Source organism: Alcanivorax sp. DSM 26293 (assembly GCF_900107995.1).
Taxonomy (GTDB): domain Bacteria; phylum Pseudomonadota; class Gammaproteobacteria; order Pseudomonadales; family Alcanivoracaceae; genus Alcanivorax.
In genome coordinates this window covers 128,160-154,397 of record NZ_FNUM01000003.1, presented here as the reverse complement: position 1 = coordinate 154,397, position 26,238 = coordinate 128,160, and the positions used below count along the sequence as shown (strand labels likewise).

The window sequence follows — 26,238 nt, the reverse complement described above, 5'->3', positions numbered from 1 at the left end:
TTAGGGGCTGTTACAAGACGCCAGTCTTTGCATCGCTGGTGAGGCGTTACTGAATATCCCCGCCCACCTGGATCACCTTCAGGGTGTTGGTGCCGCCATGGGCATCGTTGTAGTTGCCCTTGGTGATCAGAACCCGGTCGCCGTCCTCTATGGCGCCCATCTCTTCCAGGATGGCGACCGCGCGGCGGTTCACTTCGTCGCTGGCGATGGCATGGCTGTCAAAGGGGATGGCGCGCACGCCGCGCAGGATGGCCACCCGACGCTGGCTGCTGGGGTAGGGGGTAAAGGCATAGATGGGGATGCCGGAGCGCAGCCGTGACATCAGTCGCGGGGTGTTGCCGCTTTCGGTCATGGCAATGATGGCGGTGACCTTGCTGAGTCGGTTGGCGGCCTGCATGGCCGCCATGGCAATCACTTCATCAATATTGTCGGTGTTGTCGTTGATGGGACGGTCGGTGCGTCTTTCCTGCCAGGTGCGCTCGGCGCCGAGAATAATGCGGTCCATGGCCTGGACGGTTTCCACCGGGTATTCGCCCACGGCGGTCTCTGCTGACAACATCACTGCGTCGGTGCCGTCCAGCACCGCATTGGCCACATCGGAGACTTCCGCCCGGGTGGGCTGGGGGCTGTGGATCATGGATTCCATCATCTGGGTGGCGGTGATCACAAAGCGGTTGAGGGCCCGCGCGCGGCGGATGATATGTTTCTGCACCCCCACCAGCTCCGCATCGCCGATCTCCACGGCCAGATCGCCCCGCGCCACCATGACGCCGTCGGAGGCCAGGATGATGGCATCCAGGGTGTCATCGTCCGCCACCGCTTCCGCCCGCTCAATCTTGGCAACGATGCCCCCCTGGCCGCCGGCCTGCCGGTAGCGACGACGGGCTTCTTCCACGTCTTCGGCGTCGCGGGGAAAGGACAGGGCAAGAAAGTCCACTTCCATGTCGGCGGCGGTGACGATATCGGCCAGATCCTTGTCGGTGAGTGCCCGGGCGCTGAGGCCTCCGCCCTTGCGATTGACCCCCTTGTGGTCGGACAGCTCGCCGCCCACCAGTACGGTGCATGCCACGCGGGTGCCGTTGATGGCATCCACTTTCAGTTCCAGCAAGCCGTCATTGAGCAGCAGGATATCGCCGGGCTGGCAGTCCTCCGGCAGTGGCGGGTAACTCACCCCGACCTCCTCCGCATTGCCGGCGTCATCCGCCAGGGCGGTGTCCAGCGTAAAAGCCTGGCCGGCTTTCAGCAGAATGGGGCCATCGGGAAAGCTGCCAATACGGATTTTGGGCCCCTGCAGGTCTGCCAGAATCGCCACGTGTTCGCCGCACTGTTCCGCACAGCGGCGAATGGTCTCTGCCGTTTTCCGGTGCGTATCCGCACTGCCATGGGAAAAGTTCAGGCGGAACACATTCACGCCAGCCTGTATCAGAGCCTCCAGTCGGGATTCTGAAGAAGAGGCGGGGCCAACGGTGGCGACAATCTTGGTGCGACGCAGGGGGGAGCGGGACATTCGGAACATTTCCATCAGCTGATTTTTGGCCAGCATACCATGTGGACTTGGCGGGGGGATGACAGCAATGGGCGAGGGATCAGACAAAAAATACCCCCGCACGGGCGGGGGCAAGGGGATCGTTGTGCAGAGAGAAATCAATGCAGCATGGCAAAAGAGCAGGACTGGGCTCCACTGAGGCGCAGGAAATCGCCCATACCCATCTTGATGACTTCGGTGTGAGAGCCGGCATTAAAGGCCAGCCAGTCTTCACTGAGCAAGGTGTCGTCCACATACACCTTCATGTCGTAGAGGTTGCCGAAAGGCGGTTCACCACCGGGCTCGCACAGCGGGAAGCGATCCTTGAAATCCTCCTCCGGGGCCAGCCGGACGCTATTGGCATTCAGTGCCTGGCGTAGCTTGTCCGGGTCCAGGTATTGGTCGGAAGGCAGTACCGCCATGGCCAGCTCGCCATCCACATCCACAATCACCGTTTTGGCCATGTGACGTCCGGGGATATGGCTGGACTGGGCCACCTCGGAAGCGGTAACGGCGGGCGGGTGGTTATAGCAATGGTAGTTCACATTGTTGTTGTCGAGAAAATCAGCCAGTGCGCGGGCAGGCATGATAGACCTCCTCCCGGAACAGGTAAGCCGGGATTGGGGAGCGGTCCGCGGAGCAGTGGGTAACTGGCCGGGCCCGTTCCATGAATGTTCATATCCAAGCTTAGGGAGGTAAAAGCAGGTGGGGAAATACGGTTATGCGCTAAGGGAAATAGCGGAAAGATCTAGCTCTAGCTACGAGCTTTCTTCGAAGCCGCTGTAGGAACGGAGCGCAGCGGAGTAACGCACGTAGTTCCGTGCGGCCCGAAGGGGGAGCGAAGCGAATAATACCTCTCGAGGCGCGAACCGCGCTTGCGCGGAAATCGACCGAAGGGCGATCAGGAATGCCTGCACTCGACAGGTTTATCTGAGAAGGTAAATGCTATCTATTTTCCGATAGCCTCGCTGCGCTCGGTTCGTCCCCTGGAAGGGAACTCCTACAACTTTCCCGAAAGATATGGGATTCAATAAAAAACGCGGGCAGAGACTCTGCCGTTTGGCGCATTCTTGCCCGCGTTGCAGCCAGCAGTTAGTAGCTGCCTTTCACATCCCCAGGTTATCCAGAATCCGCAGATTCGGACCGGCCTGGTTCATGGTGTAGAAATGCAGTCCCGGCGCGCCCATGGCGAGCAGGCGTTCGCACAGACGGGTGACCACTTCCTCGCCGAAAGCTTTGACCGCCGCGTCATCATCCTTGATGTCGTTGAGCTTGCTGTGCAGCCAGCGGGGGATATCGGCGCCACAGGTGTTGGAGAAGCGCACCAGATTGGCCACGTTGAGGATCGGCATGATGCCCGGGTAGACCGGGGCGTCGCAGCCGATTTTCTGCAGCGCGTCCAGGTAATAACCGTAGGCATCCGCGTTGTAGAAATACTGGGTCAGGCCGCTGTTGGCGCCGGCGTCGACCTTGCGCTTGAAGTGGGCAATATCATCTTCAAAGCTGCGCGCCTGGGGGTGCATCTCCGGGTAGGCGGCCACTTCCAATGTGAAGTGATCGCCGGTTTCCTCACGGATCAGCTGCACCAGTTCGTCCGCATACTTGATCTCACTCTGGGCGTAGCCCATGCCAGAGGGCAGGTCGCCGCGCAGGGCCACGATGCGGGTCACTCCCGCGGCCTTGTAGCCGTTCACCAGCTCCAGGATTTCCTCGCGGCTCTGGCCGATGCAGCTCAGGTGCGGGGCGGTGTCGCCGTGCTGATTGCGCAGCTGATTGACCATGTCGCGGGTGTTGTCACGGGTGGAACCACCGGCGCCAAAGGTGCAGGAAAAAAACGCCGGTTTCTTGGCCAGAAGTTTCTGCTGGGTCGCCAGCAGTTTTTCTTTTCCCGCATCGGTTTTCGGCGGGAAGAATTCAAAACTGATTCGTTTCATAAAATGCTCGCGTCGCGAGGCTGGCACAGAGACACGCCCCGCGCTGGCGCGATTGGAAGCGAGCAGCGTGGGGCGTGTTGTGTGCAAGCGGTTAGTACTTGTAGTGCTCGGGTTTGTACGGGCCGTTCACGTCGACGCCGATGTAGTCGGCTTGCTCTTTGGTCAGTTTGGTGATCACGCCACCAAAGCCCTGCACCATGTAACGAGCCACTTCTTCGTCCAGGTGCTTGGGCAGCACCTCTACTTTAAGCATCTTCTCCTTCACGGTATCGGAGTGCTTGGCGTAGCCCTGGTCGAACAGATACATCTGCGCCAGTACCTGGTTGGCAAAGGAACCATCCATGATGCGGCTGGGGTGCCCGGTGGCGTTGCCCAGATTCACCAGACGGCCTTCGGACAGCAGCAACAGGAAGTCACCCTCGGCCTTGTTGCGCCATACCTTGTGCACCTGCGGTTTGACCTCTTCCCATTCCCAGGTCTTGCGCATGAAGGCGGTGTCCACTTCATTGTCGAAGTGACCGATGTTGCAGACCACGGCACCTTTTTTCAGGGCCTTGAGCATGTTGGCGTCACAGACATTGAAGTTGCCGGTGGTGGTCACCAGCAGGTCGGTGTTGCCCAGCAGTTCCGTGTTGATGGAAGCCTCGGTACCGTCATTGACGCCATCCTTGTACTGGCTGACGACCTCGTAGCCGTCCATACAGGCCTGCATGGCGCAGATCGGGTCCGCTTCGGTGACCTTCACGATCATGCCTTCCTGGCGCAGGGACTGGGCAGACCCCTTGCCCACATCACCGTAACCAATGACCAGTGCTTTCTTGCCTGACAGCAGATGGTCGGTGCCGCGCTTGATGGCGTCATTGAGAGAGTGACGGCAGCCGTATTTGTTGTCGTTCTTGCTCTTGGTGACCGAGTCATTCACGTTCACCGCCGGCACTTTCAGGGTGCCCTTGTTGAGCATCTCGTAGAGACGGTGCACACCGGTGGTGGTTTCCTCGGTGATGCCGTGGATGTTGTCCAGCATCTGCGGGTAGGTCTCGTGGATGTAGCCGGTCAGGTCGCCGCCGTCATCCAGGATCATGTTGGCATCCCACAGCTCGCCATTGCCGTCGCGACAGGTCTGCTCGATACACCACATGTACTCTTCTTCGGTTTCCCCTTTCCAGGCGAATACCGGTATGCCAGCGGCTGCGATGGCGGCAGCGGCGTGGTCCTGGGTGGAGAAGATATTGCAGCTGGACCAGCGCACTTCTGCGCCCAGTGCGACCAGGGTTTCGATCAGCACGGCGGTCTGAATAGTCATGTGGATACAGCCGATGATTTTTGCGCCTTTCAGCGGCTGTTCGGCACGGTATTTTTCGCGGATTGCGATCAGTGCCGGCATTTCGGTTTCGGCAATATGGATTTCAGAGCGGCCATAGGCGGCCAGGGAAATATCGGCGACTTTATAGTCGGTAAAAGTGTCCACTCTTGCGTTCATGATGTTCTCCATTCGTTTTTGACGAATGGGCGCCGTTGTTCCTTGCGTGTCTGCCCAGCGAGCCTCGCGGTCAAGCCGCTGCAGCGCCCCTCACAGGGCAGACATAGTCGGGATAATGCCGACGCCACCCGGGAGGCGGCGCCGGCGGTGATGCCGTGGTTACAGGGCCTTGGCCAGGTCTGCCGCCTTGTCAGTTTTCTCCCAGCTGAAACCTTCGCGACCGAAGTGGCCGTAGCTGGCAGTGGGGCGGTAGATCGGCTTGCGCAGGTCGAGCATCTCGATGATGCCCCGCGGGCGCAGGTCAAAGTGCTCGCGCACCAGGGCCACGATGGCATCGTCGCTCAGTTTGCCGGTGCCGAAGGTGTTGACCGAGATAGAGGTAGGTTCGGCCACGCCGATGGCATAGCTCACCTGGATCTCGCACTTGCTGGCCAGGCCGGCAGCCACGATGTTCTTGGCCACATAGCGGCCGGCGTAGGCGGCGGAACGGTCTACCTTGGACGGGTCCTTGCCGGAGAAGGCGCCGCCACCGTGACGGGCCATGCCACCGTAGGTATCCACGATGATCTTGCGGCCGGTCAGACCACAGTCACCCATGGGGCCGCCGATCACGAAAATCCCGGTGGGGTTCACGTGGTACAGGGTGTCCTTGTGCAGCCACTCTTCCGGCAGGACCGGCTTGATGATTTCTTCCATCACCGCTTCACGCAGATCGGCCAGCTTGATGTCCGGGGAATGCTGGGTGGACAGCACCACCGCATCCACGGCCACCGGCATGCCGTTCTCGTAGCGCAGGGTGACCTGGCTTTTCGCATCCGGGCGCAACCAGGGCAGGGTGCCGTTCTTGCGCAGCTGTGCCTGGCGCTCCACCAGTCGGTGAGAGTAGTACACCGGCGCGGGCATCAGGGTGTCAGTTTCGTTGGTGGCAAAGCCGAACATCAGGCCCTGGTCGCCGGCGCCCATTTCCTTGTTTTCGGCTTCGTCTACGCCGATAGCGATATCCGCAGACTGTTTGCCAATGCCGTTAAGCACGGCACAGCTGGCGCCGTCAAAGCCCTTGTCGGAGCTGTCATAGCCGATGTCCAGAATCACCTGGCGAACGATGTCCTCCAGCTCCACATAGGTGCTGGTACGGACTTCACCGGCAACGATGGCCATGCCGGTTTTGACCAGCGTTTCCACCGCCACGCGGGCATGGGGGTCATCCTTGATGATGGCATCCAGAACGGCGTCCGAGATCTGGTCGGCCATTTTATCCGGGTGGCCTTCGGACACAGACTCAGAGGTAAAGATGGAATATTCACTCATTACTGGAGTGCTCCCGTTATTCAAGTGTGCGTTACATTGCCTTCAACAGGCGCCAAAAACTTTCAACTCTTCCTGAAGGTGCGTACCTGCACCTGAAAACCATTGCGCAGGGCCAGAAACTGGCTTTCCTGCAATGCCAGACCGGCGCGGCCGGCCCAATCCACCAGATCGGCTTCTTCGAAGCCAAGCCAGAAATCACCACAGGCCTCGTGGGCCCAGTGCTGGTCATGCCGACACAGGTCGGTGATCAGCAGGGTGCCGCCTTCATTCAGCTGCCGGGCCGCGGCGCCGATGGCGCTGGCGGGGGCTGGCAGGTGATGCAGCACCATGTTCAGAACCACGGCATCCACCGTGGGCAGGATGGTGGCGCTGGCGGGCCACTCACCCAGTATCAGTTGCACATTTTGCCGTTTGGCGACAGTCAGGTTCTGGCGGGCCCGCTCCAGCATGGCTTCGGCATTATCCAGGCCGAACACGGTGTCAAAGCGTGTCGCCAGCTCCAGAAGAAACTGGCCATCACCGGGGCCGATCTCCAGGACGCTCTTGCCATCCGGAGCGTCCGGGCTGGCCCGGGTGAGTAATTCCAGGGCCTGATCCGCATACTGGCCATAGTCGGCAATCAGTTCCTGCTGTTCGTCCACCTGCTCCGCATGGCGGGCGAAAAAGGCCCGGCTCTGTTCCGCCCGCTGCCCTTGCACCTGCTCAAGCCGTTCCGCCACCTGGCCGTCCAGGGGGCTATCATCCAGTTCTTCCAGCAGGGCGGCGTGAAGCGCGCCTTCTGAGTTGTCACCCTGGGGCAGGCGCCGGCGATAGAAGATGGAATTGCCTTCCCGCCGCTTCTCCACCAGCCCACCCTGGGCCAGTACCTTCAGGTGGTGACTCATGCCGGATTGTTTCATGGCCATGATGTCGCACAGCTCCAGCACCCCGAAGCTGTTCTGGCCCAGCACCTGCAGCACCTGAAGACGCAACGGGTCGCCAGCGGCCTTGAGGAAGCCCGCCAGATGATCAGTGATCTCCGGAGCGTCGGGTGCTTGTGCATTCATAGGGGAGAGTCTAGCGCAATGAAAAGCTAAATCAAAATAAATTGATATAGATTTTCTGGCGGCCTGGCCGGTCACCCGCCAGAGCTGCTCTGGGGCATGTAAACCGGCGGGCGGGGCGCCCGCGCTTGTAGCGATTATCCCCTTGAGGGACAATAGCGCCCCTTTTCAGCCACCAGCCAGTTTGGAGCCCTGCATGTCCAGTGCCCCCGCCCGCCGTGAACTCGCCAACGCTATCCGTGCCCTGAGCATGGATGCGGTACAGAAAGCCAATTCCGGGCACCCCGGTGCGCCCATGGGAATGGCCGATATCGCCGAGGTGTTGTGGCGCGGCTTCCTCAAGCACAACCCGCAGGATCCCACCTGGCCCGACCGGGATCGCTTCGTGCTGTCCAATGGTCACGGCTCCATGCTGCTTTACAGTCTGCTGCACCTGAGCGGCTACGGCGTCAGTCTGGACGACATCAAGAACTTCCGTCAGCTGGGCAGCCCCACCGCCGGGCACCCGGAATACGGCGACGCCCCGGGCATCGAAACCACCACCGGCCCGCTGGGCCAGGGCATTGCCAATGCCGTGGGCATGGCATTGGCGGAGAAGATGCTGGCAGGTCAGTTCAACCGGGAAGGGCACGATATCGTCGACCACTACACCTACTGCTTCCTGGGCGATGGCTGCATGATGGAAGGCATCTCCCATGAGGCGTGTTCCCTGGCTGGCACCCTGGGCCTGGGCAAGCTGGTGGCCTTCTATGACGACAATGGCATTTCCATTGATGGTGAGGTGGAAGGCTGGTTCACCGATGACACCGTGGAGCGTTTCCGTGCCTATGGCTGGCAGGTGATCCCCAATGTGGATGGTCACAACGCGGAAGAGGTTCAGGTGGCCATCGAAAATGCCCGTGCCAATACCGATCAGCCCACCCTGATCTGCTGCAAGACCGTTATCGGTTTCGGCAGCCCCAACAAGCAGGGCAAGGAAGAGTCCCACGGTGCCGCCCTGGGGGAAGACGAAATTGCCCTGACCCGGGACGCGCTGGGCTGGAAGCACGGTCCCTTCGAGATTCCTGCCGACATCAAACAGGCCTGGGATGGCAGCGAGAAAGGGGCGGCTGCCCAGAGCGACTGGCAGCAGCGTTTCGACGCTTACCAGGCCGCCTACCCGGAACTGGCGGCAGAGTTCCTGCGTCGTCAGGCCGGTGAATTGCCCGCCAACTTCCAGGAGCAGGCGGATGCCTACATCCGTGAGTGCCAGGAAAAAGGTGACAAGGTCGCCACCCGCAAGGCCAGCCAGAACACTCTCGATGCCTTCGGCCCGCTGCTGCCGGAACTGGCCGGTGGCTCCGCCGACCTGGCCGGCTCCAACAACACCATCTGGAAAGGCTGCAAGTCGGTCACCGCGGATGATGCCAGCGGCAACTATATCCATTACGGGGTGCGTGAATTCGCCATGACCGCGATCCAGAACGGTCTCTGCCTGCACGGCGGCCTGCGCCCTTACGGCGGCACCTTCCTGGTGTTCATGGAATATGCCCGCAACGCGGTGCGCATGGCGGCGCTGATGCATCAGCCCAACATTCTGGTCTATACCCACGATTCCATCGGCCTGGGTGAAGACGGCCCGACTCACCAGCCCATTGAGCAAATGGCCAACCTGCGCCTGACCCCGAACATGCGCACCTGGCGCCCCTGCGACACGGTGGAATCCGCGGTGTCCTGGAAGAAAGCCATTGTCCGGCAAGACGGTCCTTCCGCGCTGATCTTCTCCCGCCAGGGGCTGCCCTGCATGGAGCGAGGTGATGCGCAGCTGGCCGAGATCGAAAAAGGCGGCTACACCCTGCTGCAAACCGGTGAGGGCACCCCGGACGCCATCATCATTGCCACCGGCTCTGAAGTGGAGCTGGCGGTGAATGCGGCCAAGGCTCTGACCGGTAAGACTATCCGTGTGGTCTCCATGCCCTGCGTGGAAGAGTTCCTGGCCCAGGACCGTGAGTACCAGGAAAGCGTGCTGCCCTCCAGTGTGCGCGCCCGGGTTGCCGTGGAAGCGGCCATCGCCGATTACTGGTATCGCTTTGTAGGCCTGGACGGCAAGGTGGTGGGCATGAACAGCTTCGGCGCCTCTGCCCCCGCCGGCGACTTGTTCAAGCACTTCAATATCACTGCCGAGGCAGTGCAGCAGGCCGTGGAGAGCCTGCTCTAAGTGAAAGTCGCGATTAACGGCTACGGCCGTATCGGGCGTTCCTTTGTCCGTGCCCTGGCCGAGCGCGAAGGCGCCGGCTGGCAGGCACCGTTCACCCTGGCGGCGATCAATGACAAGGGTCGCCCGGAAGACCTGCTGTACCTGACCCGCTACGACACCACCCATGGTCGTCTGGCGGAGCCGGCGGAATTGATCGAAGGCATGCTGCGTATCGGCAAGCAGGCCCCGCGGCTGCTGCAGCAACCCAAGCCGGAACAATTGCCCTGGCGCGAGATGGGGGTGGATCTGGTGCTGGAATGCTCCGGTCATTTCCGCAGTCATGCGGGTGCCTCACGGCATCTGGAGGCAGGGGCCGGGCGGGTCATCATCGGTGCGGTGCCGTTCGATCAGGCGGACCAGATCGTGGTGTACGGCGTGAACCACAGGGATGTGCGCGATGACAGCAAGGTGCTGTCGGCGGCATCCTGTACCACCCACTGTATTGCGCCACTGCTGTCCCGGCTGGACCAGGCCTATGGCATCCGCCAGGTACTGATGAAGGAGATCCACTCCTATACGTCGGATCAGACCCTGCTGGATCATGTTCATCGGGACCCTCGCCGGGGCCGGGCCGGGGCACAGAACATCGTGCCCACCACCAGCAGTGCGATCGGCGCGGTACAGCAGGTGCTGCCGGCCCTGGCCGGCAAGATCAGCGGCCATTCCATCCGTGTGCCCACCCTGAACGTGGCCATGGTGGAGCTGACACTGCTGCTGGAGCGTACCCCGGATAGCGACAGTCTGAACCAGTGGCTGCAGCAGCAATCGAAAGAAGCCAGTGCGTTGATTGGGTACAATGATGCGCCGCTGGTGAGCGTGGATTTCAACCACCGGCCGGAATCTGCCATCGTCGATGCCACCCAGACCCGGGTGCAGGGCGAGATGGGGCAGGCCATGGTGCAGATAGTGGCCTGGTATGACAACGAATGGGGCTATGCGAACCGACTGCTCGACTGGGTGGCGGCGCTGGCTGAATCACATCAAGCTTGAATGAATGGATGCACCCATGCGGGTGGCCGTGAATGAGGTAAGTACGACATGAACTTCAAACGCATGACCGACCTGGATCTGGCAGGCAAGCGCGTTCTCATCCGGGAAGACCTGAACGTGCCGGTGAAGGACGGCAAGGTCACCAGCGATGCGCGTATCCGCGCGTCCCTGCCCACCATCGAGCACGCCCTGAAGGCGGGAGCCAAAGTGATGCTGATGTCGCATCTGGGCCGTCCCACGGAAGGGGAGTACGCGGAGGAGTTTTCCCTGCAGCCGGTGGCCGACCATCTTGGCAAGCTGCTGGGGCGAGAGGTGCCGCTGGTGAAAGACTGGCTGGACGGCGTGGACGTGGCAGAAGGCCAGGTCGTGTTGTGCGAGAACGTCCGTTTCAACAAGGGCGAGAAAAAGGATGACGAGGCGCTGTCACAAAAGATGGCGGCCCTCTGTGATATCTATGTGATGGATGCCTTCGGCACCGCACACAGGGCCCAGGCGTCCACCCATGGTGTGGGCAAGTTTGCCCCGGTCGCCTGTGCCGGTCCGTTGCTGGCCAATGAGCTGGATGCTCTCGGCAAGGCCCTGAACGCGCCCGAGAAGCCGCTGGTGGCGATTGTCGGGGGTTCCAAGGTATCCACCAAGCTGGAGGTGCTGGAATCCCTGTCGGATGTGGTGGACCAGCTGGTGGTGGGTGGCGGTATCGCCAACACTTTCCTGGCCGCGGCCGGTCATCCGGTGGGCAAGTCTCTGTACGAGGAAGACTTGATCCCGGCGGCGAAGAAGATCGCCGAGAAGGTGCATATCCCGATCCCGGTGGATGTGGTCACCGCCAAGGAATTTGCCGAATCCGCTGAAGCCACCGCCAAGAAGGTGGATGATGTGGCCGAGGACGACCTGATTCTGGATATTGGCCCGCAGACTGCCCACATCGTGGCGGCGCTGATGAAGGAAGCCAAGACCATTATCTGGAACGGCCCGCTGGGTGTGTTCGAATTTGACCAGTTCGGTGAGGGCACCCGGGAAATGGCGGAAGCCATTGCCGACTCCGATGCCTTCTCCATTGCCGGTGGCGGTGACACCTTGGCCGCCGTCGACAAGTACGGTATCACCGACAAGGTCAGCTACATCTCCACCGGTGGTGGGGCCTTCCTGGAATTTGTGGAAGGCAAGGTGCTGCCGGCAGTCGCCATGCTGGAAGCGCGGGCGAAAGATTGATCACAGACCGCATGGCCGGTCTGGGTAACCACTGAACAGGAAACGGGCAGCATCGCTGCCCACGGAACCGAAGGGGAAACACAATGGCACTCGTAAGCATGCGACAGTTGCTGGACCACGCCGCCGAACACGGTTATGGCGTACCGGCCTTTAACGTCAATAACGTGGAACAGATGCGCGCCATCATGGAAGCCGCGGACCAGACCAATTCCCCGGTGATCGTGCAGGCCTCCGCTGGCGCCCGCAAATACGCCGGTGCTCCTTTCCTGCGGCACCTGATTCTGGCAGCCACCGAAGAATTTCCGCACATTCCTGTGGTGATGCACCAGGATCACGGCACCAGCCCTTCCGTGTGTCAGCGCTCCATCCAGCTGGGGTTCTCCTCGGTGATGATGGATGGCTCGCTGGGCGAGGACGGCAAGACCCCCACGGATTACGAGTACAACGTGCGCGTCACCCAGCAAGCGGTGGCCATGGCCCACGCCTGTGGTGTGTCTGTGGAAGGTGAGCTGGGCTGCCTGGGTTCCCTGGAAACCGGCCAGGCCGGTGAAGAAGATGGTATCGGCGCGGAAGGCACCCTGAGCCACGATCAGATGCTCACCGACCCGGAAGAGGCGGCGGACTTCGTCAAGCAAACCAAGGTGGATGCCCTGGCCATCGCCATCGGTACCAGCCACGGTGCCTACAAGTTCACCCGTCCGCCCACCGGTGACATTCTGGCCATCGAGCAGATCAAGGCGATCCACAAGCGCATCCCGGATACTCACCTGGTCATGCACGGTTCCTCCTCCGTGCCGCAGGACTGGCTGGCCATCATCAATGAGTACGGTGGCGAGATTGCGGAAACCTACGGGGTGCCGGTGGAAGAGATTCAGGAAGGCATCAAGCACGGCGTGCGCAAGGTGAACATCGATACCGACCTGCGTCTGGCGTCCACCGGTGCGATTCGTCGTTTCCTGGCCCATAACCCGGCCGAGTTCGACCCGCGCAAGTACCTGAAGGAATCCATCACCGCCATGCGCGATATCTGTATTGCCCGCTACGAAGCGTTCGGCACGGCCGGCAATGCGGACAAGATCAAGCCGATCAGCCTGGAGCGCATGTTCCAGCGCTACGAAGCCGGCGAGCTGGATCCGCGCGTCAAGTAATCCCGCGCTATCTAACGGCATTATGTAGCAAATGCACATGACATGATTCTCAAAATCGGTCTAGCGTTATCGCGCCTTGATGGCGTGGTGCCGCTGGGCCTTTTTTGTGGCGGCCATGCCACTGCTTCCGGCTCTTGATGAAATAGTGATCACGGCACACCCTGCAGTCTGGGCAAGCCTGTTCCTTCCTGGTGCCCAGCCCAAGTCAACGAACGTCCCCAACACCTCCTCTTCTCCGCGCAATCTCCTCAACGAGGGCTGGGGAGATTGCGCGGAGAAGAGGAGGTGTTGGTCATAATGAAAGGCTGTCTATATGGACAGTGTTGGGGTGATTGCTCGACAAACCAGACCCGTCCCAAACGTTCAAGTGCCGAGTGAATACTCTATGATGACCGGTATGAAGAACCGTGATGATCTCCAGCAGGTCAAGCTGCATGAATACTACGCCAAAACCGACTTATTACCCCCTAACCAATACAACATTCTGCACGTTGCCGCTGACGAGCTTGTCGCCCTGGCCCATGAGGTGCTCTCAATATCAAGCGAAGGTCGCTGGCGCACCCGAAGTCAGTGCGCGGTTCGTAACTGCTCCTAGCCCTCAGCGTCGGGCGAGAGCATAGTTCGCCGGTCGGTGTAGAAGTTCCCCCATAGGCGTCATTCCCGCTCGAATCCTAATCCTCTTTCCCCTTGCGTCTCCTAAAGGCTGCCCATGTGGCGCACTTACTCATTGTTGCGCCAATATGACTCAGAGCTAGGTAGATACTATTTAGAGTAGTAAGGAGCTAGCTCAGATAAACGTTGAAGTGGCTCAAAGCAGCACTTAAAATGCCGTTATGATTTCGTCATCAATCACCATCGCCGATATCTGTGAGATAACCGGATTTACCCGGCACAGGCTTCGGGGTATTTTGCGCGAGCTGCCGGAGTTCGGAGGTAGTGTTGAGAAAGCACGCGTCGCGCGGGAGTACTCTGCGGCGGAGTTGTTGGTGATAGTGATTTGCTGTGAACTTGAGGAGTCGTTCGGGTTGCGCCGCAAGGTGATCGGCGCTTTGTCAAATGATATCCTGCGTTGTCTATCCCGCCCCAGAAACCTGCACAAAGCGGCGTGCTTGCACATTCAGGTGCAACCGCAGTCTGTGACCTACTTCAATGATCTGGTGGCCGTTAAAGCGGTGGTCGGATTGGTCGTGCCTTTGGGCAACATCTTTGAGCGGATTGATGCCTATATAAAGCAGCACTCGTTCTCTTCACCGGATCAACAACGACTGCTTAACTTCGGGCCGATTGAGACATCCGCAGTTACACCGACGCGCACATCGGGAGGTGGCCGATGAACACGGACGATTTGGTCGGTCAACTGACTTCAGCGGGCGTTGATGAGGCCAGTATTGTGCGGTTCGACCAGAAGGCAACGCCGCGCCACCTGCGCTATCTCGATTTGCTAAGGGTGTGGCCGATGGGGCCTGATGCCGTTGTCGAGTCGGACGGGCAGCCACAGGTCTATGTGGTGAGGCAGGATCGACTCGGAGACGCCAAGGGTGTAAACAGGCAGGCACTGTCCGAATTAATTCAGGTGCTGGGGTGCCGCTCAGATGCGCGGTTTCTGGTTGTAGTGCAGCCGGGTAATCTCAATGTCTATCCGGTCGGTGTGTTTACAAGCGTGCCTCAGCCATTGGTCACTGATCGCGAAGAGCCGGCTTCGCTTTGGCGGGCCCTGCTGGGTGGGGTTGAGTTCTCCCGGCAGACGAGTCCTGAATTAAAAGCGAACTATCGCTGGATCGAGAATCTGCTCTTCAAATTATTGGTCGCGGCGGCGACAGATATCCAGACCGCCTGTCCCGACCTCTCTGCCCGACAAGTCCTGTCCCTTGTCGGGCGTTCATTGTTTTTTCGGTTTCTGGTCGATCGCGACATTGTAAAAGAGACTGATCTGTCGTCTATTTCTCGAAACGCCGGGTGTCTGTCCGCATTGTTTAGCACGCCACAGGCTATGGAGGATACCTGCCTGTGGCTCGACAAGACCTTCAATGGCGATCTGCTATCGCTCGAGGACAAGGATTACCGGAGCTTATTTCGCCGTATCGGCGATAGCATGGAGAAAGTCTGCTGGAGTCTTTCCAATATTCAGTACCACGCATCGGGCGGCCAGTTGCAGCTCGATTGGGGATGGATCAAGTTTCAGCATGTTCCGGTGGATGTGCTGAGCCAGGTGTATGAAGACTTCGCCCACAAATTTGTCCCGGACCTTGCCCGAAAAACCAGTGTGCATTTTACACCCCGACAGATTGCTGAAGTGGCCATCGAAGGCGCCTTTAGTGCTGTCAAGTCGGTGCCGCCACACGAGGCGAGGGTGCTGGACCCTTCGGTCGGTGCCGGCGTATTTTTGGTGCTGGCCCTGCGCCGCCTCGTGGCGGAGCATTGGCTACAAAAAGGAGTGCGACCGACGCGGCAGGTAATCCGGCGGTTATTGGCAAATCAGCTATCAGGCTTTGACATCAACCTCGATGCGCTAAATATCGCAGCACTGAGCCTTTACCTGGCAGCTCTCGAGCTCGATCCCAAGCCAAGCCCCTTGACGGACCTGAAATTCAAAAAGCTCATCGGTTCTGTGTTACGGCTGGTGGACAAGGATGAGCTCGGCAATCAAACCGACCTTGGCAGCTTATCGCAGCCAATCATTCAGGGCTTTCGAGGCCACTTCGATATCGTTGTCGGTAATCCGCCTTGGACAGGCTTCAAGGGGCGTGCGGCGAAATCACTCAACGGGGCTTTAGCGCAACTCATACCCCATGAGGACGATAATACGGCCGAAGTTGGTAGCGTCGTGGCGCGTTACGGGTCGCCGGATATCGCATTTCTCCTGGCCGCCAAGCAGTGGGCGAAATCTACAGGAGCTATTGCGCTCGCGCTCCATGGGCGCTTCTTATTCCAACAAGACGCCTACGCTCTGCGTCGCCATGTCTTCAGTACCCTCAAGGTAACCGGCATCATGAATTTTGCCGCGTTGAGGCAGGACAAGCGCCTATGGCCTACCAATGATGCACCGTTCATTCTGCTGGTGGCTGAAAATTTGCGGCCCGATCCATTGGACCGGTTTTACTTCATTAGCCCAAGGCAGGAGCCCCAGCTTGCAGCGGTAGGACAGTTCCGCGTTGACCCGTCTGCGGCCATTCCGGTGTCCTGTCAAGTGCCGCGTAAGCATGTTGCGGCTTTCAAGGCGTTGTATAAAGGCGGCCCGTTGGGTTTCGAGCTTATCTCGCGTATCCAGCATGAAAACTGCAATAGCGTCAAAGCGCAGCTTGACCAGCTTCATCTGACATTCAGAAGCGGTTATCAGCTCGGTAAAGAAGTGAGCAGAACTCGAGACGCGCAGCATCTTACGGGCTGTCCGACTGCCGATTTAGACATGTGTTTTCAGGTCGACGAAGAATTCGCTAAACCCTTTCAACACAGACTGTTGCAATGGCCGCGAACGCCCGAGATCTACGAGGGACCTCTGTTGCTCTTTCGAGAGTCTCCGAAGCTTGAACGCGCGGTGCGCGGTGCGTTGGTGAGCGAAACCCGGACGGCCTTTAGCGAGAGCTTTTTTGGGTTGTCATTTCACAGCAAGCCGCGTCACCGCCGCCTCATGGACCTGCTGTATCTCCTTTCCTACAGCGACCTTCTCCTTTACTACCAGTTGCTCACCAGTGCGAAATTTGGGGTTGAACGCGATTCGTCGCTTCAGTCCGATCTTGAAAACTTTCCACTGCCGGATTGGGAAAGCCTAGATGCCGAAATCGCTCGGCGCATGCGCAAAGCCGCCGCGAAACTGAGCTCGGGCAACCCTTGCTGGGAGGAGATCGACACGGTCATAGCGGACATTTATGAGCTGTCTTTTGCCGATCAACAACTGATAAAAGACACGTTGCGGGTCGAGCTCCCGTTCGGGAAAGCAAAGCAACTGGCCAACCAGAGTACCTCCAATGAAGATTTGATGGATTTCGTGGAGGTGTTCAATCGCATCGCAGGCCCGTTCTCAGACTGTGGAGGTGGTAGTGAGCTTGCTAAACCGCTCGGCAAGCAGCGAGGTTGGGCCTTTATCCAGATCGGAGGCGGTGGTAGTCACAAAAGTTTTGCTGGCATGGCCAACGAGCTAGAGAGGTTGTGCCTTACGGGGGATAGCTACTGGGCGTCTCAACTGCGTTATCACGTTGCCGATGGCGTCGAGATTCTGGGCCGTCTTGATCAGAAGCGATACTGGACCAAAACCGAAGCGCGTGTCCAGGCCCTGGAGTGGTTACGGCAATGTGCCGAAGCGGCTGAGCAGGAGGCTTAGGGGTGGCATTCACAAGCTTAGGAAAAGCGCCTGCCGCTCCGCAGAGTAATCCTAGGTGGCATGGGAGGCTATTGGAGGCGGCGGAAGCGGCCATATGCCTTGCATGGACTCGATTGAAGGACAGGTCCGACGCCGCCATTTGCGCCAAGGACGAAGATAAAATCACCAACGCGCTTCTCAAAGAGCTTCGGGTTATTCGCAAGAACCGCGATATCGCCCGCTTCATACCCGAAATCTTTGGCATGCCGACGCGTGACTCGAAAGTTGAATCCCGCGGCGGTGACTCAATTGATCAGATGCCTGATATCACCATTTATCCCTCCAATCCCCGTGAAGTGGTGGCGGATGAAACGCAGGATGCATTGTTCTACGAGTGCAAAGTGCTTGATCAGCAACGTCACCTCGACCGGTACAGAAAAGAAGGCATCGACAGGTTTCTCGACGGCCGGTACGCCTGGGCCATGCCACACGCGGGGATGGTAGCGTATGTCTTTGAAAGGAGTAACACCTGCCCCGTATCGTCTTTGCGCCGTTACTTCAAGCGCAGCTCAAATGGTGTTCCCATTGCAGAGCGAGTCGGGTGCGCGGAGCTACCGGCTAAAGTGAGTGAGGCTCCTGGCGCTAATGCCGCAGATGTAGCGCTGACGCGGCATTCCCGTGCACTCATGCCCGCTATCGATCTACGCCATTTGTGGTTGTCATGATGCTGGCGGTGTCTGGAGGGCCTGCAATATTCTCGTTCACTGCCGTAATGAGCGGAGAGTCACAAATGACCTGTGCTACATAATGACGCTGCATACAGCCGCTATGGTTGGTGTGATGCCTCAATGCGCATGTCGCCGCCACGTAATATGAGCTGCCCTGCGTCATTGATGTCGGCCTGGTCGATGGTTTCCAGGGCATCCAGGAATTGCTGCTCCAGCTTCATCAGCGGCTGGGGGCACGCCATCATGGTGACGCCGCCGGTTTTCACCGAGAACGTGTCCTCGTCCAGGGTGTAGCTGGCCATGTAGTTGTTGCAGGCGGCCTTGCCGGCCAGTCGTCCCGGTTCATGAAAGTTCAGGGTAATGAGGGCATCCCCCACATGGTCACCGTTGAGGCGCTGTACCTGCCAGGCGCTGCCCTGCAGTTGCTCGGAAGTGAACATGGTATCGGTTCCTGTGGGGTGGCTGCTGCAGGCGGCAAGCGTCAGGGCGGCACCTGCCAGCAGGGAAAGCTTGAGTGTTTGCATGTCGGGTCCTTATTGATCGCACGGTATCAGGGCGTCCTGTCCCGGTTAGTCCCCAATGGCAGCGGATAGTTTCCCTCAGCCATGATCGTGGTCCGGATCCAGACGGCGCAGGGGCTGATCCGGCTTGGCATAGCTCCAGCGCGCCTGGCGGTGGGTCAGGTGATAGCTGTCCAGGCCAGACAGGGCCACGGTGCCCGCCTTTTCGATATCCACATAGCCGTCACTGCCCAGCGCATAGCCAGGCAGCTGAATATGTTCGATGGCACCGATTACCATCACGGTATCGTTGACCTGCAGGGTGTGTGTCTCCAGCAATACCATGCCCAGGCGGATGCGGGCCTGTTCCACAAAAGGCGCCGGGAAATCCGGCAGGTAGGCCGGGGTCAGACCGGTGGCGGTAAACTCGGACACGTCGCGGGGGTAGCGGGCCGCGGTCTGATGCGCCGCAGGGACCATGTCGCCATGCACCTGGTTGAGCGTGTAGAAACCGGTTTCCATCAGGTACTCCAGGCTGTGTCGGTCCACAGAGTGGGGACGAATGATCATGCCCAGCAAGGCAGGATCCGCGCCAAGATGGAAGCAGGAACTGACAATGGAAAGGTTCTCCTGGCCATTGGCGGCACGGGTGCCCAGCAGATTGGCGCTCTTGAAGCCGGACAGGCTGTTGATCAGATTGACCCGCTGTTGGCGGGGCAGGTCCTTGAGAGTATCGGCGGTCAGGTGCATGGTGTGCTTCCTCCTGGCGCCGTATTATCAGAAGTCGCCGTGAGTAAACCGTGGAGATCTGTATGAACTCCGGTGCGACTACGACTAGACTCGAAACAGGCTCTTACCGGCTATGGCAAATCCTTTCGACCGTGATCACATTGTTCAGGAATGGCAGCCGCTTAACTGGGAGGCGTTTGATCCGCTCAGTGAGTCTACCCGGCGATATGTGGCCTACTATGGTCTGAATTTCGCAGAGCAGTTACCGGATCTGGAACATGGCTTTGGCTATTTCGAAGCGGCCGGCCACCAGTTGTCCGTGCATGCCTGGCGCCCCCGGGCGCCGCGGGGCACGGTGCTGGTCTGCCATGGCTACTTTGATCATGTGGGCCTGTACCGGCATATCATCGGCCATTTACTGGAGCTGGGTTACGCGGTGCTGGCCTATGATCTGCCCGGCCATGGATTGAGTTCCGGCCCCCAGGCCGTGATCGATGACTTTCGGACCTATCGGGATGTGCTTGAACAATGCCTGGCGCTGGCGGATAACCATTTTCCCCGTCCCTGGAATGTGATTGCCCAGAGTACCGGCGGAGCGATCGTGATGGATTATCTGATCAGTCGTGGCGACGGCGATGCCAATCCCTTTGAACATGTCATCCTGCTGGCGCCACTGGTACGACCGTTCAAATGGTCTTCAGCCCGTTGGTTGCACACGTTTATCCGCCCTTTTGCCCGCAGCATCAAACGCGTCTTTACCATCAATTCCAATGATCCGGATTTTCTGGATTTTCTGGAAAACCAGGACCCGTTACAGGCCAAGAGAGTGTCTGCAGTGTGGGTGTCTGCGCTGAAAAAATGGTTGCCGGGTTTTGAAAAAGCATCACGAATCAAGGTGTCGCCGGTGGTGATACAGGGTGACATGGACGAAACCGTGGACTGGCGTCATAACCTGAAAGTGATTCAGGAAAAATTTCAGGATCCACAGATTCATATGTTGCCCGGTGCCCGCCATCAACTGGCCAATGAACATGAAGACTTTCGCGGTAAAATTTTCGCGATTATTGATCAATATCTCGACTGATTATCGATTTTACGCTTTGTTACTTGAGCTGCGGCGCGAATTTCCTGATGGTAGCGTCACATATTGGCAATATGCCTTTTGAATGTTGTTTCAAGGAGACTTAAGCATGGATAAGAAATGGATGCTGGCCATGACCGCCGGTGCTGCAATGATGAGCCAGGCAGCAATCGCTGACCTGAACGCAGGTATCAACGCTGCCGTTAATGCCGAAGCGGATGCCAAAGCCACTGAGCAGTCTGTCCGTGATCAGCGTGATGCGGCAAAAGCCAACGCCGAGCAAATGAAGGAAGACGCCAAGGCACGCAAGGAAGCCATGAAAGAGCAGGCTGAAGCGAAGAAAGAAGAAGCCAAGGCCAAGAAAGAAGCCATGAAGGAAGAGGCTGAAGCGAAAAAGGAAGCGGCCAAAGAGCGTGCAGAAGCCGAGCGCGAAGCAGCGAAAGAGCGCATGGAAGCCGAGCGTGAAGCTGCGGAAGACATGAAAGACGCTGCCAAGGCAGACGTGAATGCCAGCGCCAATGTGAGCGCTGACGGTGCTTCCGTCAATGCCGAAGCCAATGCGGAAGGAAACGGCAAGGCAGAAGAAAAATCCTGGTTCAACTTCTGGGACTAATCACCCTGCCAGGAACGAAAAAGGGCCGCTCCATGCGGCCCTTTTTTATTGTGCAAAATAACAGCGTTTCAGTATTGATTGACGCTGCCATTTTCTCCTACCAGGACCACATCCGCCGGCCGTTTGGCAAACAGGCCATTGGTGACAACGCCCACGATATTATTGATTTTTTCTTCCATCTCGATGGGGTTGAGAATGTCCAGGTTGTGAACGTCCAGAATGATATTGCCATTATCGGTGACAAAGCCCTCCCGGTACTCCGGCTGCCCTCCCAGGGCCACCAGTTTGCGGGCCACGTGGGAGCGTGCCATGGGGATGACCTCCACCGGCAGCGGAAAGCGCCCCAGCCGTTTCACCTGCTTTGAGCCGTCAACAATACAGACGAACTGTCTGGCCACGGCGGCAACAATTTTTTCCCGGGTGAGCGCGCCGCCGCCGCCCTTGATCATTTCCCGGTGACCGTTGACTTCATCCGCGCCGTCCACATATACCGGCAGGGAATCCACGTCGTTCAGAGACAATACCGGAATGCCGTGTCCCTTCAGTCGTTCTGCGGTGGCATCGGAGCTGGCCACGGCGCCCTTGATGCGGTCTTTGATACTGGCCAGACCGTCAATGAAGAAGTTGGCGGTGGAACCGGTGCCCACACCAATGACTTCGCCTTCAGGCACAAAGCGGAGCGCCGCCTCGGCGACCTGTTTTTTCAGCGCATCCTGGTCCATGAAATTGTCCTGTCATGCCGATCAATGAATTTTGCGGGGATTATAGGGCAGGTGTGGCGTTGACTCGACCCTGGAGAGCCGCTGACCTATCGCATTTATCCCGGTCACCCCCTAGACTAGTCCTTCCTGCGCACCAAACACCAACCCGGAACTGTCAATGCTGGACAAATACGTCAAACGGATACTGCAATCCCGCGTCTACGACGTGGCGGTGGAAACCCCTATCCATGCAGCGCCGTTGATTTCCAAACGTATTGGCAACCGGGTATTGCTCAAACGGGAAGATTTGCAGCCGGTGTTTTCCTTCAAGCTGCGTGGGGCTTACAACAAGCTTTGCCAGCTCACCGACGAGCAGCTTCAGCATGGAGTGATCTGTGCCTCCGCCGGCAATCATGCCCAGGGCTTGGCGCTGGCAGCCAGTTCCATGGGGATCAAGGCCACTATCGTGATGCCGCGGACCACACCGGATATCAAGGTGAACTCGGTGCGTAACCATGGTGGCAAGGCCGTGTTGCATGGTGACAGCTTCGATGAAGCCCTGGCCCATGCCCGCAAACTGGAAGCGCGCGATAACCTGACGTTTGTGCACCCCTATGATGATCCGGATGTCATCGCCGGCCAGGGCACCGTGGGCATGGAAATCCTGCGGCAGCAGAGCCGGGATCTGGATGCCATTTTTATTCCGGTTGGCGGTGGCGGTCTGGCTGCCGGCGTGGCGGCCTACGTGAAATACGTACGCCCGGATGTGAAGGTGATTGCCGTGGAGCCGGAAGATGCGGCCTGTTTGAAGGCTGCACTGGATAAAAATCGTCGTGTCACGCTGGCGGAGGTCGGTTTGTTTGCCGATGGTGTGGCGGTGAAACAGATCGGCAAGGAAACCTTCAAGATCCTGCGTCATCACGTGGATGAGGTGATTACCGCCACCACGGATGAAATCTGCGCGGCCATCAAGGATGCCTTCGAGGATACCCGGGCCATCTGCGAGCCCGCCGGTGCCCTGGCACTGGCTGGCCTGAAAAACTGGGTGGCCAAGCACCAGGTGGAAAATCAGACCCTGGTAGCGATCCAGAGCGGTGCCAATGTGAATTTTGATCGCCTGCGCCATGTGTCTGAGCGGGCGGAATTGGGTGAACAGCGTGAGGCGATTCTGGCGGTGACCATCCCCGAGCGCCCTGGCGCCTTCCGCGCCTTTTGCCAGGCTCTGGGGCGTCGAGGTATCACCGAGTTCAACTACCGATACAGCGATGACCGGGATGCCAACATTTTTGTGGGCATCCAGTTGCGCCCGGGTGGTGAAGCGCTACAGGCCCTGATGGCGGAGCTGCAAGAGCGTGGTTACCCGGTGGTGGATATGAGCGGCAACGAAATGGCCAAGTTGCATATCCGCCATATGGTAGGGGGGCACGCCCCTCGCCAGGACATGCAGGAAAGATTGTTCCGGGTGGAATTCCCCGAGCGCCCGGGGGCCCTGATGAAGTTTCTCCAGTCCCTGGGGGAAAAGTGGAACATCAGCCTGTTCCACTACCGTAACCACGGCGCGGCCTATGGGCGAGTGCTGGTGGGGTTTCAGGTGGAGTCCGGCAAGCACTCCCGGCTGCTGGCGGATCTGAAGAAAGTCCCCTATCCCATGGTGGAAGAAAGCGACAACCCGGCCTACCGGCTGTTTCTTGATTAGTCCTGAACTAAATGGCGACAGACCTGTCAGTCCCTGTTGATGTCCCGTGAGTCACGACTTCCTGGTTGCATAACTAATAATTGCATTTAAAGCGGCTTGCAGACGTCACTTAACGAGGGTTTTTGTTAAGAAACGTCAGCAAGACCGGCTAACTGCTTGACTTTGCACCTTAAAGTGATCAAATTTTGACCCGGTTGGCATTTTACATTTCGTAATAGGTTTAAAGTGACACTCTTGTTACGACTTTTGGGTCACTTTTTATTTTGCTGTACCGCTTTTTGGGGATAGAAACAATGAAAAAGAAGCCGGACGCCCTGGTGCTACTGGCTGTGATATTCGGGTTGGGGGTGCTGATCAGCAGCCTTACCCACGGCGGCAATGAAAACGATTACCAACGTTACGCAGATAGCGCCGGTGTTGTTGTCAGTCACATCCAGCAGTAACCGTCAGATCTACCGGTTGGTCCCACGGGGCCACCGGTAGGGTCCCTTCGCCCACCTTCTGAAAATCATAGCCCACAGCCACCAGCCTGGGCCGCCTCGGTCTGCGTTGCAGATCCGCCAGGGTGCGATCGTAATACCCTCCCCCCATACCCAGCCGATAGCCGCAAGCGTCAAACGCCACCGCCGGCAACAGAATCACATCCAGTGCCCACAGGGCTCGCCCGCGATAATAGTGTGCCGGTTCAGCGATACCGTAATGGTTGGGGCGCATGGGATGGTGGCGCTGCCAGAGGCGAAACTGCAGATGGCCGCGGCGGATCGGGTCCAGGCGGGGCAGATAGGTGGTGGCCAGTTGGAAGCGGCTGTGGCCGAGAGCAGGTCGCAGATCCAGCTCGCCGTCGTTGGCCAGATACAGCGCCAGATGGCGGGCAGGGCGATGGCTCAGGGCCTGATCCAGCCTGGCGCCGAAACGGTGGCTGGCCCGACGGCGTTGCCCCGCAGTCAGGGAGCGGCGTTGTTGTCGAAACTGGCGGCGCAGTTGCCGCCGCAAGGCTGCGGTCATGGGCTGGCCGGAATCTGTCCGGAGCGTTGATATCATCGCTCCGGGAGGAAAAAGAAAGGGTGCTTCCCGGTCCGCCGCTGCGGGCTTGACCCTTGAACCGTAGGTTCAAGGTGGAGGCAGCAACCCCACCTTCAGGCTTTCCGCTCAATGGGCGGACATGCACACAGGCAAGGTAATGTTTGCCCCCGGGTATTACATTATCGGCTCGGGGACATGACCCTCTGGCGAACGGGCCAGGAAACACTCGCGTGCAGTATAACAGGGGTGTCGGGGACAGGTCAGGACTTGACAGGAAAGGGATTTCGTTGGCCTTTACTCGGAGTCGCTGTAGGAGTTCCCTTCCAGGGGACGAACCACGCGTCAGCGTGGAAATCGCCCGCAGGGCGATCAGGGATGCCGGGGATCGACAGGTCTTTCCAGAAAGGAGAGCGGGTTGGTCGGGCCCCTTCCCTCGCTTGGGCTCGGGTTCGCACCTCGAGAGGTGTTATTCGCTTCGCTCACCCTTCGGGCCAGCCTGCGGCTGTTACCTTCGCTACGCTCGGTTCCTACAGGAGCCTTGTAGAAAGTGAAGTGTGTATTAAAGCTTCCGGCGGGCGTCTTCGAAGGCCTGGATTTCGTCTTCCAGGCGGCTGAGCAGGGCCTGGACCCGGGCTTCGCTGTCGGAGTCCTCGGACACCGCCTTGCGGGCGTTGAGCAGTTCGTGGCTCATGTTCAGAGCTGTCATGATGGCAATGCGTTCCAGGCCGATCACATTGGCGTCACGGACTTCCCGCAATTGCTTGTCCAGATAGCGGGCGGCGGCCAGCAAATTGTCCTGTTCACCGGACGGGCAGGCGACGCGATACTCCTTGTCCAGTAGATGAATCACCAGGGAGTTTTCGTTAGACATGGCCGAGGGCACCGCATTGGCTGTGGATCAGTGTCAGGCAGGATGCCACGCTCAGGACTCCTGCTCCAGGGATTTCAGACGAGAAATAATGGCTTCGACCTTGTTGCGAGCCACATCGTTTTTTTTCAGCAGCTGTGCCCGTTCCTCCACCAGCTTGGCCTCGCGCTCATGCAAGGACTGGTTTTCCTGACGCAGGCGCGCACTGATGCGCAGCAGGTCATCGACGCGGGCTTCCAGTTGCCGTAGTTGTTGTTCCGTCGTCATGGCAAAATGTACGCTGTTCGCCTAAGGTGTGGGCCTTTCGCGGCCCGGCGTTCCCATGGAGCCAGTGATTGGCCCTCACCCTGCCGGTATTTTCCGGCAATGGCATTCCCACCCGGATTAGAGGTTGTTTCAACTATAGGTGTGGGGTTTGCAAGGGTCAACGAAATTCAATAGTGGTAGCCACTTAGCGCACATTATTCACAGGCTGCCTGAGCATAACCTCCAATTCCCCGAAAAACGGATAGATGCATGTCCAACCTGATCGATTTTGAAGTCCTGGCCCAGGGGCTGGCGGCAGCCGGCGTGGCCCACTCTCCCAGTGAATTGCAAGGCGTGCTGGCGGGGCTGTTGGCCACCGGCCATGGTGGCCAGGACCAGGAAGTGCTTGGTGTGCTGGCGGCCCATGCGGATATTGATGGCGGCTTTGACGGTGCCCTCTCGGCGGCACTGCTTACATTGCGAGATCAGCTTCACGACGGGTTTCAGGGCACTGGGCTGGACCTGGCCCTGTTGCTGCCCGGGGATGAAGAGGAGCTGGGCCTGCGGGTAGCGGCGGTGGCCCAGTGGTGCGAGGGCTTTCTGGTGGGGTTCGGCACCGGGTCTGCCAATACCCACGACAAGGATCTGTCACCGGGCATCCAGGAAGCTCTCTCCGACCTGGCAGCGATCAGCCAGGTGGCGACCCCGGAAAACGACGGCGATGAAGAGGAAGACATGTTCGAGCAGGTGGCCGAGCACTGCCGGATGGCGGCGCTGATGATTTACACTGAGCTGGTCATGCGCCATCAGGGCAAGCCGGCACCGGCACCGCAGACGCCACCGACCCGACACTGATTACGCTGTTAGCGCCGCCACATTA

General features: G+C 58.9%; 25 protein-coding genes, 1 other RNA gene and 1 riboswitch. Of the genes, 13 read left to right on the top strand and 13 right to left on the bottom strand.

Annotated features, from left to right (window positions below; translation table 11 throughout):
* Positions 1–46: 46 nt before the first annotated feature.
* The 6 genes from pyk to C4S63_RS07020 form a co-directional block, all read right to left on the bottom strand.
* The gene (gene pyk / locus C4S63_RS07045; RefSeq protein WP_103917308.1) at positions 47–1,516 is read right to left on the bottom strand and encodes a pyruvate kinase; all 1,470 of its coding nucleotides are present in this window, start codon (positions 1,514–1,516) and stop codon (positions 47–49) included.
* A 128-nt stretch (positions 1,517–1,644) separates the two neighbouring features.
* A complete protein-coding gene (locus C4S63_RS07040; protein ID WP_062815315.1) occupies positions 1,645–2,112 on the bottom strand; it encodes an aminoacyl-tRNA deacylase in 468 nt (155 codons plus the stop codon).
* 519 nt (positions 2,113–2,631) lie between these two features.
* Entirely contained in the window at positions 2,632–3,459 is an 828-nt protein-coding gene (metF, locus tag C4S63_RS07035) for a methylenetetrahydrofolate reductase [NAD(P)H] (protein WP_062815316.1), read from the bottom strand.
* A gap of 91 nt (positions 3,460–3,550) precedes the next feature.
* On the bottom strand, positions 3,551–4,939 hold the full coding sequence (gene ahcY, locus C4S63_RS07030) for an adenosylhomocysteinase (protein WP_103917141.1): 1,389 nt from the start codon (positions 4,937–4,939) through the stop codon (positions 3,551–3,553).
* A 20-nt stretch (positions 4,940–4,959) separates the two neighbouring features.
* Positions 4,960–5,037: riboswitch (S-adenosyl-L-homocysteine riboswitch) on the bottom strand.
* 61 nt (positions 5,038–5,098) lie between these two features.
* Positions 5,099–6,247: a methionine adenosyltransferase gene (gene metK / locus C4S63_RS07025; RefSeq protein WP_062815318.1), complete on the bottom strand. Its 1,149-nt coding sequence runs from the start codon at positions 6,245–6,247 to the stop codon at positions 5,099–5,101.
* 62 nt (positions 6,248–6,309) lie between these two features.
* On the bottom strand, positions 6,310–7,293 hold the full coding sequence (locus C4S63_RS07020) for a metalloregulator ArsR/SmtB family transcription factor (protein ID WP_103917140.1): 984 nt from the start codon (positions 7,291–7,293) through the stop codon (positions 6,310–6,312).
* A gap of 193 nt (positions 7,294–7,486) precedes the next feature.
* On the opposite strand from C4S63_RS07020, the gene tkt reads away from it, so the two are divergent.
* From tkt to C4S63_RS06980, 8 genes are all read left to right on the top strand, one after another.
* Entirely contained in the window at positions 7,487–9,487 is a 2,001-nt protein-coding gene (gene tkt, locus C4S63_RS07015) for a transketolase (RefSeq protein ID WP_103917139.1), read from the top strand.
* On the top strand, positions 9,488–10,516 hold the full coding sequence (locus C4S63_RS07010) for a type I glyceraldehyde-3-phosphate dehydrogenase (RefSeq protein ID WP_063510121.1): 1,029 nt from the start codon (positions 9,488–9,490) through the stop codon (positions 10,514–10,516).
* A gap of 48 nt (positions 10,517–10,564) precedes the next feature.
* Complete coding sequence (locus C4S63_RS07005; RefSeq protein WP_062815322.1) at positions 10,565–11,728, top strand: phosphoglycerate kinase; 1,164 nt, start codon at positions 10,565–10,567, stop codon at positions 11,726–11,728.
* Positions 11,729–11,811: 83 nt separating this feature from the next.
* On the top strand, positions 11,812–12,876 hold the full coding sequence (gene fba, locus C4S63_RS07000; protein WP_103917138.1) for a class II fructose-bisphosphate aldolase: 1,065 nt from the start codon (positions 11,812–11,814) through the stop codon (positions 12,874–12,876).
* A 385-nt stretch (positions 12,877–13,261) separates the two neighbouring features.
* Positions 13,262–13,471: a hypothetical protein gene (locus tag C4S63_RS06995; RefSeq protein WP_103917137.1), complete on the top strand. Its 210-nt coding sequence runs from the start codon at positions 13,262–13,264 to the stop codon at positions 13,469–13,471.
* 238 nt (positions 13,472–13,709) lie between these two features.
* Complete coding sequence (locus C4S63_RS06990; protein ID WP_103917136.1) at positions 13,710–14,210, top strand: hypothetical protein; 501 nt, start codon at positions 13,710–13,712, stop codon at positions 14,208–14,210.
* Complete coding sequence (locus tag C4S63_RS06985) at positions 14,207–17,194, top strand: class I SAM-dependent DNA methyltransferase (RefSeq protein WP_103917135.1); 2,988 nt, start codon at positions 14,207–14,209, stop codon at positions 17,192–17,194. The genes C4S63_RS06990 and C4S63_RS06985 overlap by 4 nt, the downstream gene beginning before the upstream one ends.
* A gap of 71 nt (positions 17,195–17,265) precedes the next feature.
* The gene (locus tag C4S63_RS06980) at positions 17,266–17,898 is read left to right on the top strand and encodes a hypothetical protein (protein ID WP_146063363.1); all 633 of its coding nucleotides are present in this window, start codon (positions 17,266–17,268) and stop codon (positions 17,896–17,898) included.
* 101 nt (positions 17,899–17,999) lie between these two features.
* Here C4S63_RS06980 and C4S63_RS06975 read toward each other — a convergent pair whose 3' ends face one another.
* Both C4S63_RS06975 and C4S63_RS06970 read right to left on the bottom strand, forming a co-directional pair.
* Entirely contained in the window at positions 18,000–18,425 is a 426-nt protein-coding gene (locus C4S63_RS06975; protein WP_103917133.1) for an META domain-containing protein, read from the bottom strand.
* A 75-nt stretch (positions 18,426–18,500) separates the two neighbouring features.
* The gene (locus tag C4S63_RS06970; RefSeq protein ID WP_103917132.1) at positions 18,501–19,151 is read right to left on the bottom strand and encodes a flavin reductase family protein; all 651 of its coding nucleotides are present in this window, start codon (positions 19,149–19,151) and stop codon (positions 18,501–18,503) included.
* A gap of 112 nt (positions 19,152–19,263) precedes the next feature.
* Here C4S63_RS06970 and C4S63_RS06965 point away from each other — a divergent pair, with 112 nt between their 5' ends.
* Positions 19,264–20,214: an alpha/beta hydrolase gene (locus C4S63_RS06965; protein WP_062815325.1), complete on the top strand. Its 951-nt coding sequence runs from the start codon at positions 19,264–19,266 to the stop codon at positions 20,212–20,214.
* A 106-nt stretch (positions 20,215–20,320) separates the two neighbouring features.
* A complete protein-coding gene (locus tag C4S63_RS06960) occupies positions 20,321–20,824 on the top strand; it encodes a hypothetical protein (RefSeq protein WP_062815326.1) in 504 nt (167 codons plus the stop codon).
* A gap of 68 nt (positions 20,825–20,892) precedes the next feature.
* Here the strand turns inward: C4S63_RS06960 and rpiA are convergent, their stop codons facing one another.
* Entirely contained in the window at positions 20,893–21,546 is a 654-nt protein-coding gene (gene rpiA, locus C4S63_RS06955; protein WP_062815327.1) for a ribose-5-phosphate isomerase RpiA, read from the bottom strand.
* Positions 21,547–21,697: 151 nt separating this feature from the next.
* Here rpiA and ilvA point away from each other — a divergent pair, with 151 nt between their 5' ends.
* Together ilvA and C4S63_RS17365 are read left to right on the top strand one after the other, a co-directional pair.
* Positions 21,698–23,221: a threonine ammonia-lyase, biosynthetic gene (ilvA, locus tag C4S63_RS06950; protein WP_255409062.1), complete on the top strand. Its 1,524-nt coding sequence runs from the start codon at positions 21,698–21,700 to the stop codon at positions 23,219–23,221.
* A gap of 293 nt (positions 23,222–23,514) precedes the next feature.
* On the top strand, positions 23,515–23,664 hold the full coding sequence (locus tag C4S63_RS17365; protein ID WP_156478221.1) for a hypothetical protein: 150 nt from the start codon (positions 23,515–23,517) through the stop codon (positions 23,662–23,664).
* Here C4S63_RS17365 and C4S63_RS06945 read toward each other — a convergent pair.
* The 4 genes from C4S63_RS06945 to C4S63_RS06930 form a co-directional block, all read right to left on the bottom strand.
* Positions 23,645–24,226, bottom strand: a complete 582-nt coding sequence (locus C4S63_RS06945; protein WP_103917130.1) for a 5-formyltetrahydrofolate cyclo-ligase — start codon at positions 24,224–24,226, stop codon at positions 23,645–23,647. The two genes, C4S63_RS17365 and C4S63_RS06945, sit on opposite strands and share 20 nt — an antisense overlap.
* Positions 24,227–24,285: 59 nt before the next feature.
* A non-coding RNA gene (gene ssrS / locus C4S63_RS06940) (6S RNA) lies at positions 24,286–24,469 on the bottom strand.
* Between the two features lie 334 nt (positions 24,470–24,803).
* On the bottom strand, positions 24,804–25,115 hold the full coding sequence (locus tag C4S63_RS06935) for a cell division protein ZapA (protein ID WP_103917129.1): 312 nt from the start codon (positions 25,113–25,115) through the stop codon (positions 24,804–24,806).
* A 51-nt stretch (positions 25,116–25,166) separates the two neighbouring features.
* On the bottom strand, positions 25,167–25,379 hold the full coding sequence (locus C4S63_RS06930; protein WP_035246082.1) for a TIGR02449 family protein: 213 nt from the start codon (positions 25,377–25,379) through the stop codon (positions 25,167–25,169).
* A 249-nt stretch (positions 25,380–25,628) separates the two neighbouring features.
* On the opposite strand from C4S63_RS06930, the gene C4S63_RS06925 reads away from it, so the two are divergent.
* Entirely contained in the window at positions 25,629–26,213 is a 585-nt protein-coding gene (locus C4S63_RS06925) for a UPF0149 family protein (protein WP_062815331.1), read from the top strand.
* The last annotated feature ends 25 nt before the right edge of the window (positions 26,214–26,238 follow it).

Bases quoted from the DNA above. Each gene is read 5' to 3' on its own strand.
- pyk (WP_103917308.1), bottom strand. From the start codon at position 1,516: ATGTTCCGAATGTCCCGCTCCCCCCTGCGTCGCACCAAGATTGTCGCC.
- C4S63_RS07040 (WP_062815315.1), bottom strand. From the start codon at position 2,112: ATGCCTGCCCGCGCACTGGCTGATTTTCTCGACAACAACAATGTGAAC.
- metF (WP_062815316.1), bottom strand. From the start codon at position 3,459: ATGAAACGAATCAGTTTTGAATTCTTCCCGCCGAAAACCGATGCGGGA.
- ahcY (WP_103917141.1), bottom strand. From the start codon at position 4,939: ATGAACGCAAGAGTGGACACTTTTACCGACTATAAAGTCGCCGATATT.
- metK (WP_062815318.1), bottom strand. From the start codon at position 6,247: ATGAGTGAATATTCCATCTTTACCTCTGAGTCTGTGTCCGAAGGCCAC.
- C4S63_RS07020 (WP_103917140.1), bottom strand. From the start codon at position 7,293: ATGAATGCACAAGCACCCGACGCTCCGGAGATCACTGATCATCTGGCG.
- tkt (WP_103917139.1), top strand. From the start codon at position 7,487: ATGTCCAGTGCCCCCGCCCGCCGTGAACTCGCCAACGCTATCCGTGCC.
- C4S63_RS07005 (WP_062815322.1), top strand. From the start codon at position 10,565: ATGAACTTCAAACGCATGACCGACCTGGATCTGGCAGGCAAGCGCGTT.
- fba (WP_103917138.1), top strand. From the start codon at position 11,812: ATGGCACTCGTAAGCATGCGACAGTTGCTGGACCACGCCGCCGAACAC.
- C4S63_RS06995 (WP_103917137.1), top strand. From the start codon at position 13,262: ATGATGACCGGTATGAAGAACCGTGATGATCTCCAGCAGGTCAAGCTG.
- C4S63_RS06990 (WP_103917136.1), top strand. From the start codon at position 13,710: ATGATTTCGTCATCAATCACCATCGCCGATATCTGTGAGATAACCGGA.
- C4S63_RS06985 (WP_103917135.1), top strand. From the start codon at position 14,207: ATGAACACGGACGATTTGGTCGGTCAACTGACTTCAGCGGGCGTTGAT.
- C4S63_RS06975 (WP_103917133.1), bottom strand. From the start codon at position 18,425: ATGCAAACACTCAAGCTTTCCCTGCTGGCAGGTGCCGCCCTGACGCTT.
- C4S63_RS06970 (WP_103917132.1), bottom strand. From the start codon at position 19,151: ATGCACCTGACCGCCGATACTCTCAAGGACCTGCCCCGCCAACAGCGG.
- C4S63_RS06965 (WP_062815325.1), top strand. From the start codon at position 19,264: ATGGCAAATCCTTTCGACCGTGATCACATTGTTCAGGAATGGCAGCCG.
- C4S63_RS06960 (WP_062815326.1), top strand. From the start codon at position 20,321: ATGGATAAGAAATGGATGCTGGCCATGACCGCCGGTGCTGCAATGATG.
- rpiA (WP_062815327.1), bottom strand. From the start codon at position 21,546: ATGGACCAGGATGCGCTGAAAAAACAGGTCGCCGAGGCGGCGCTCCGC.
- C4S63_RS17365 (WP_156478221.1), top strand. From the start codon at position 23,515: ATGAAAAAGAAGCCGGACGCCCTGGTGCTACTGGCTGTGATATTCGGG.
- C4S63_RS06945 (WP_103917130.1), bottom strand. From the start codon at position 24,226: ATGACCGCAGCCTTGCGGCGGCAACTGCGCCGCCAGTTTCGACAACAA.
- C4S63_RS06935 (WP_103917129.1), bottom strand. From the start codon at position 25,115: ATGTCTAACGAAAACTCCCTGGTGATTCATCTACTGGACAAGGAGTAT.
- C4S63_RS06930 (WP_035246082.1), bottom strand. From the start codon at position 25,379: ATGACGACGGAACAACAACTACGGCAACTGGAAGCCCGCGTCGATGAC.
- C4S63_RS06925 (WP_062815331.1), top strand. From the start codon at position 25,629: ATGTCCAACCTGATCGATTTTGAAGTCCTGGCCCAGGGGCTGGCGGCA.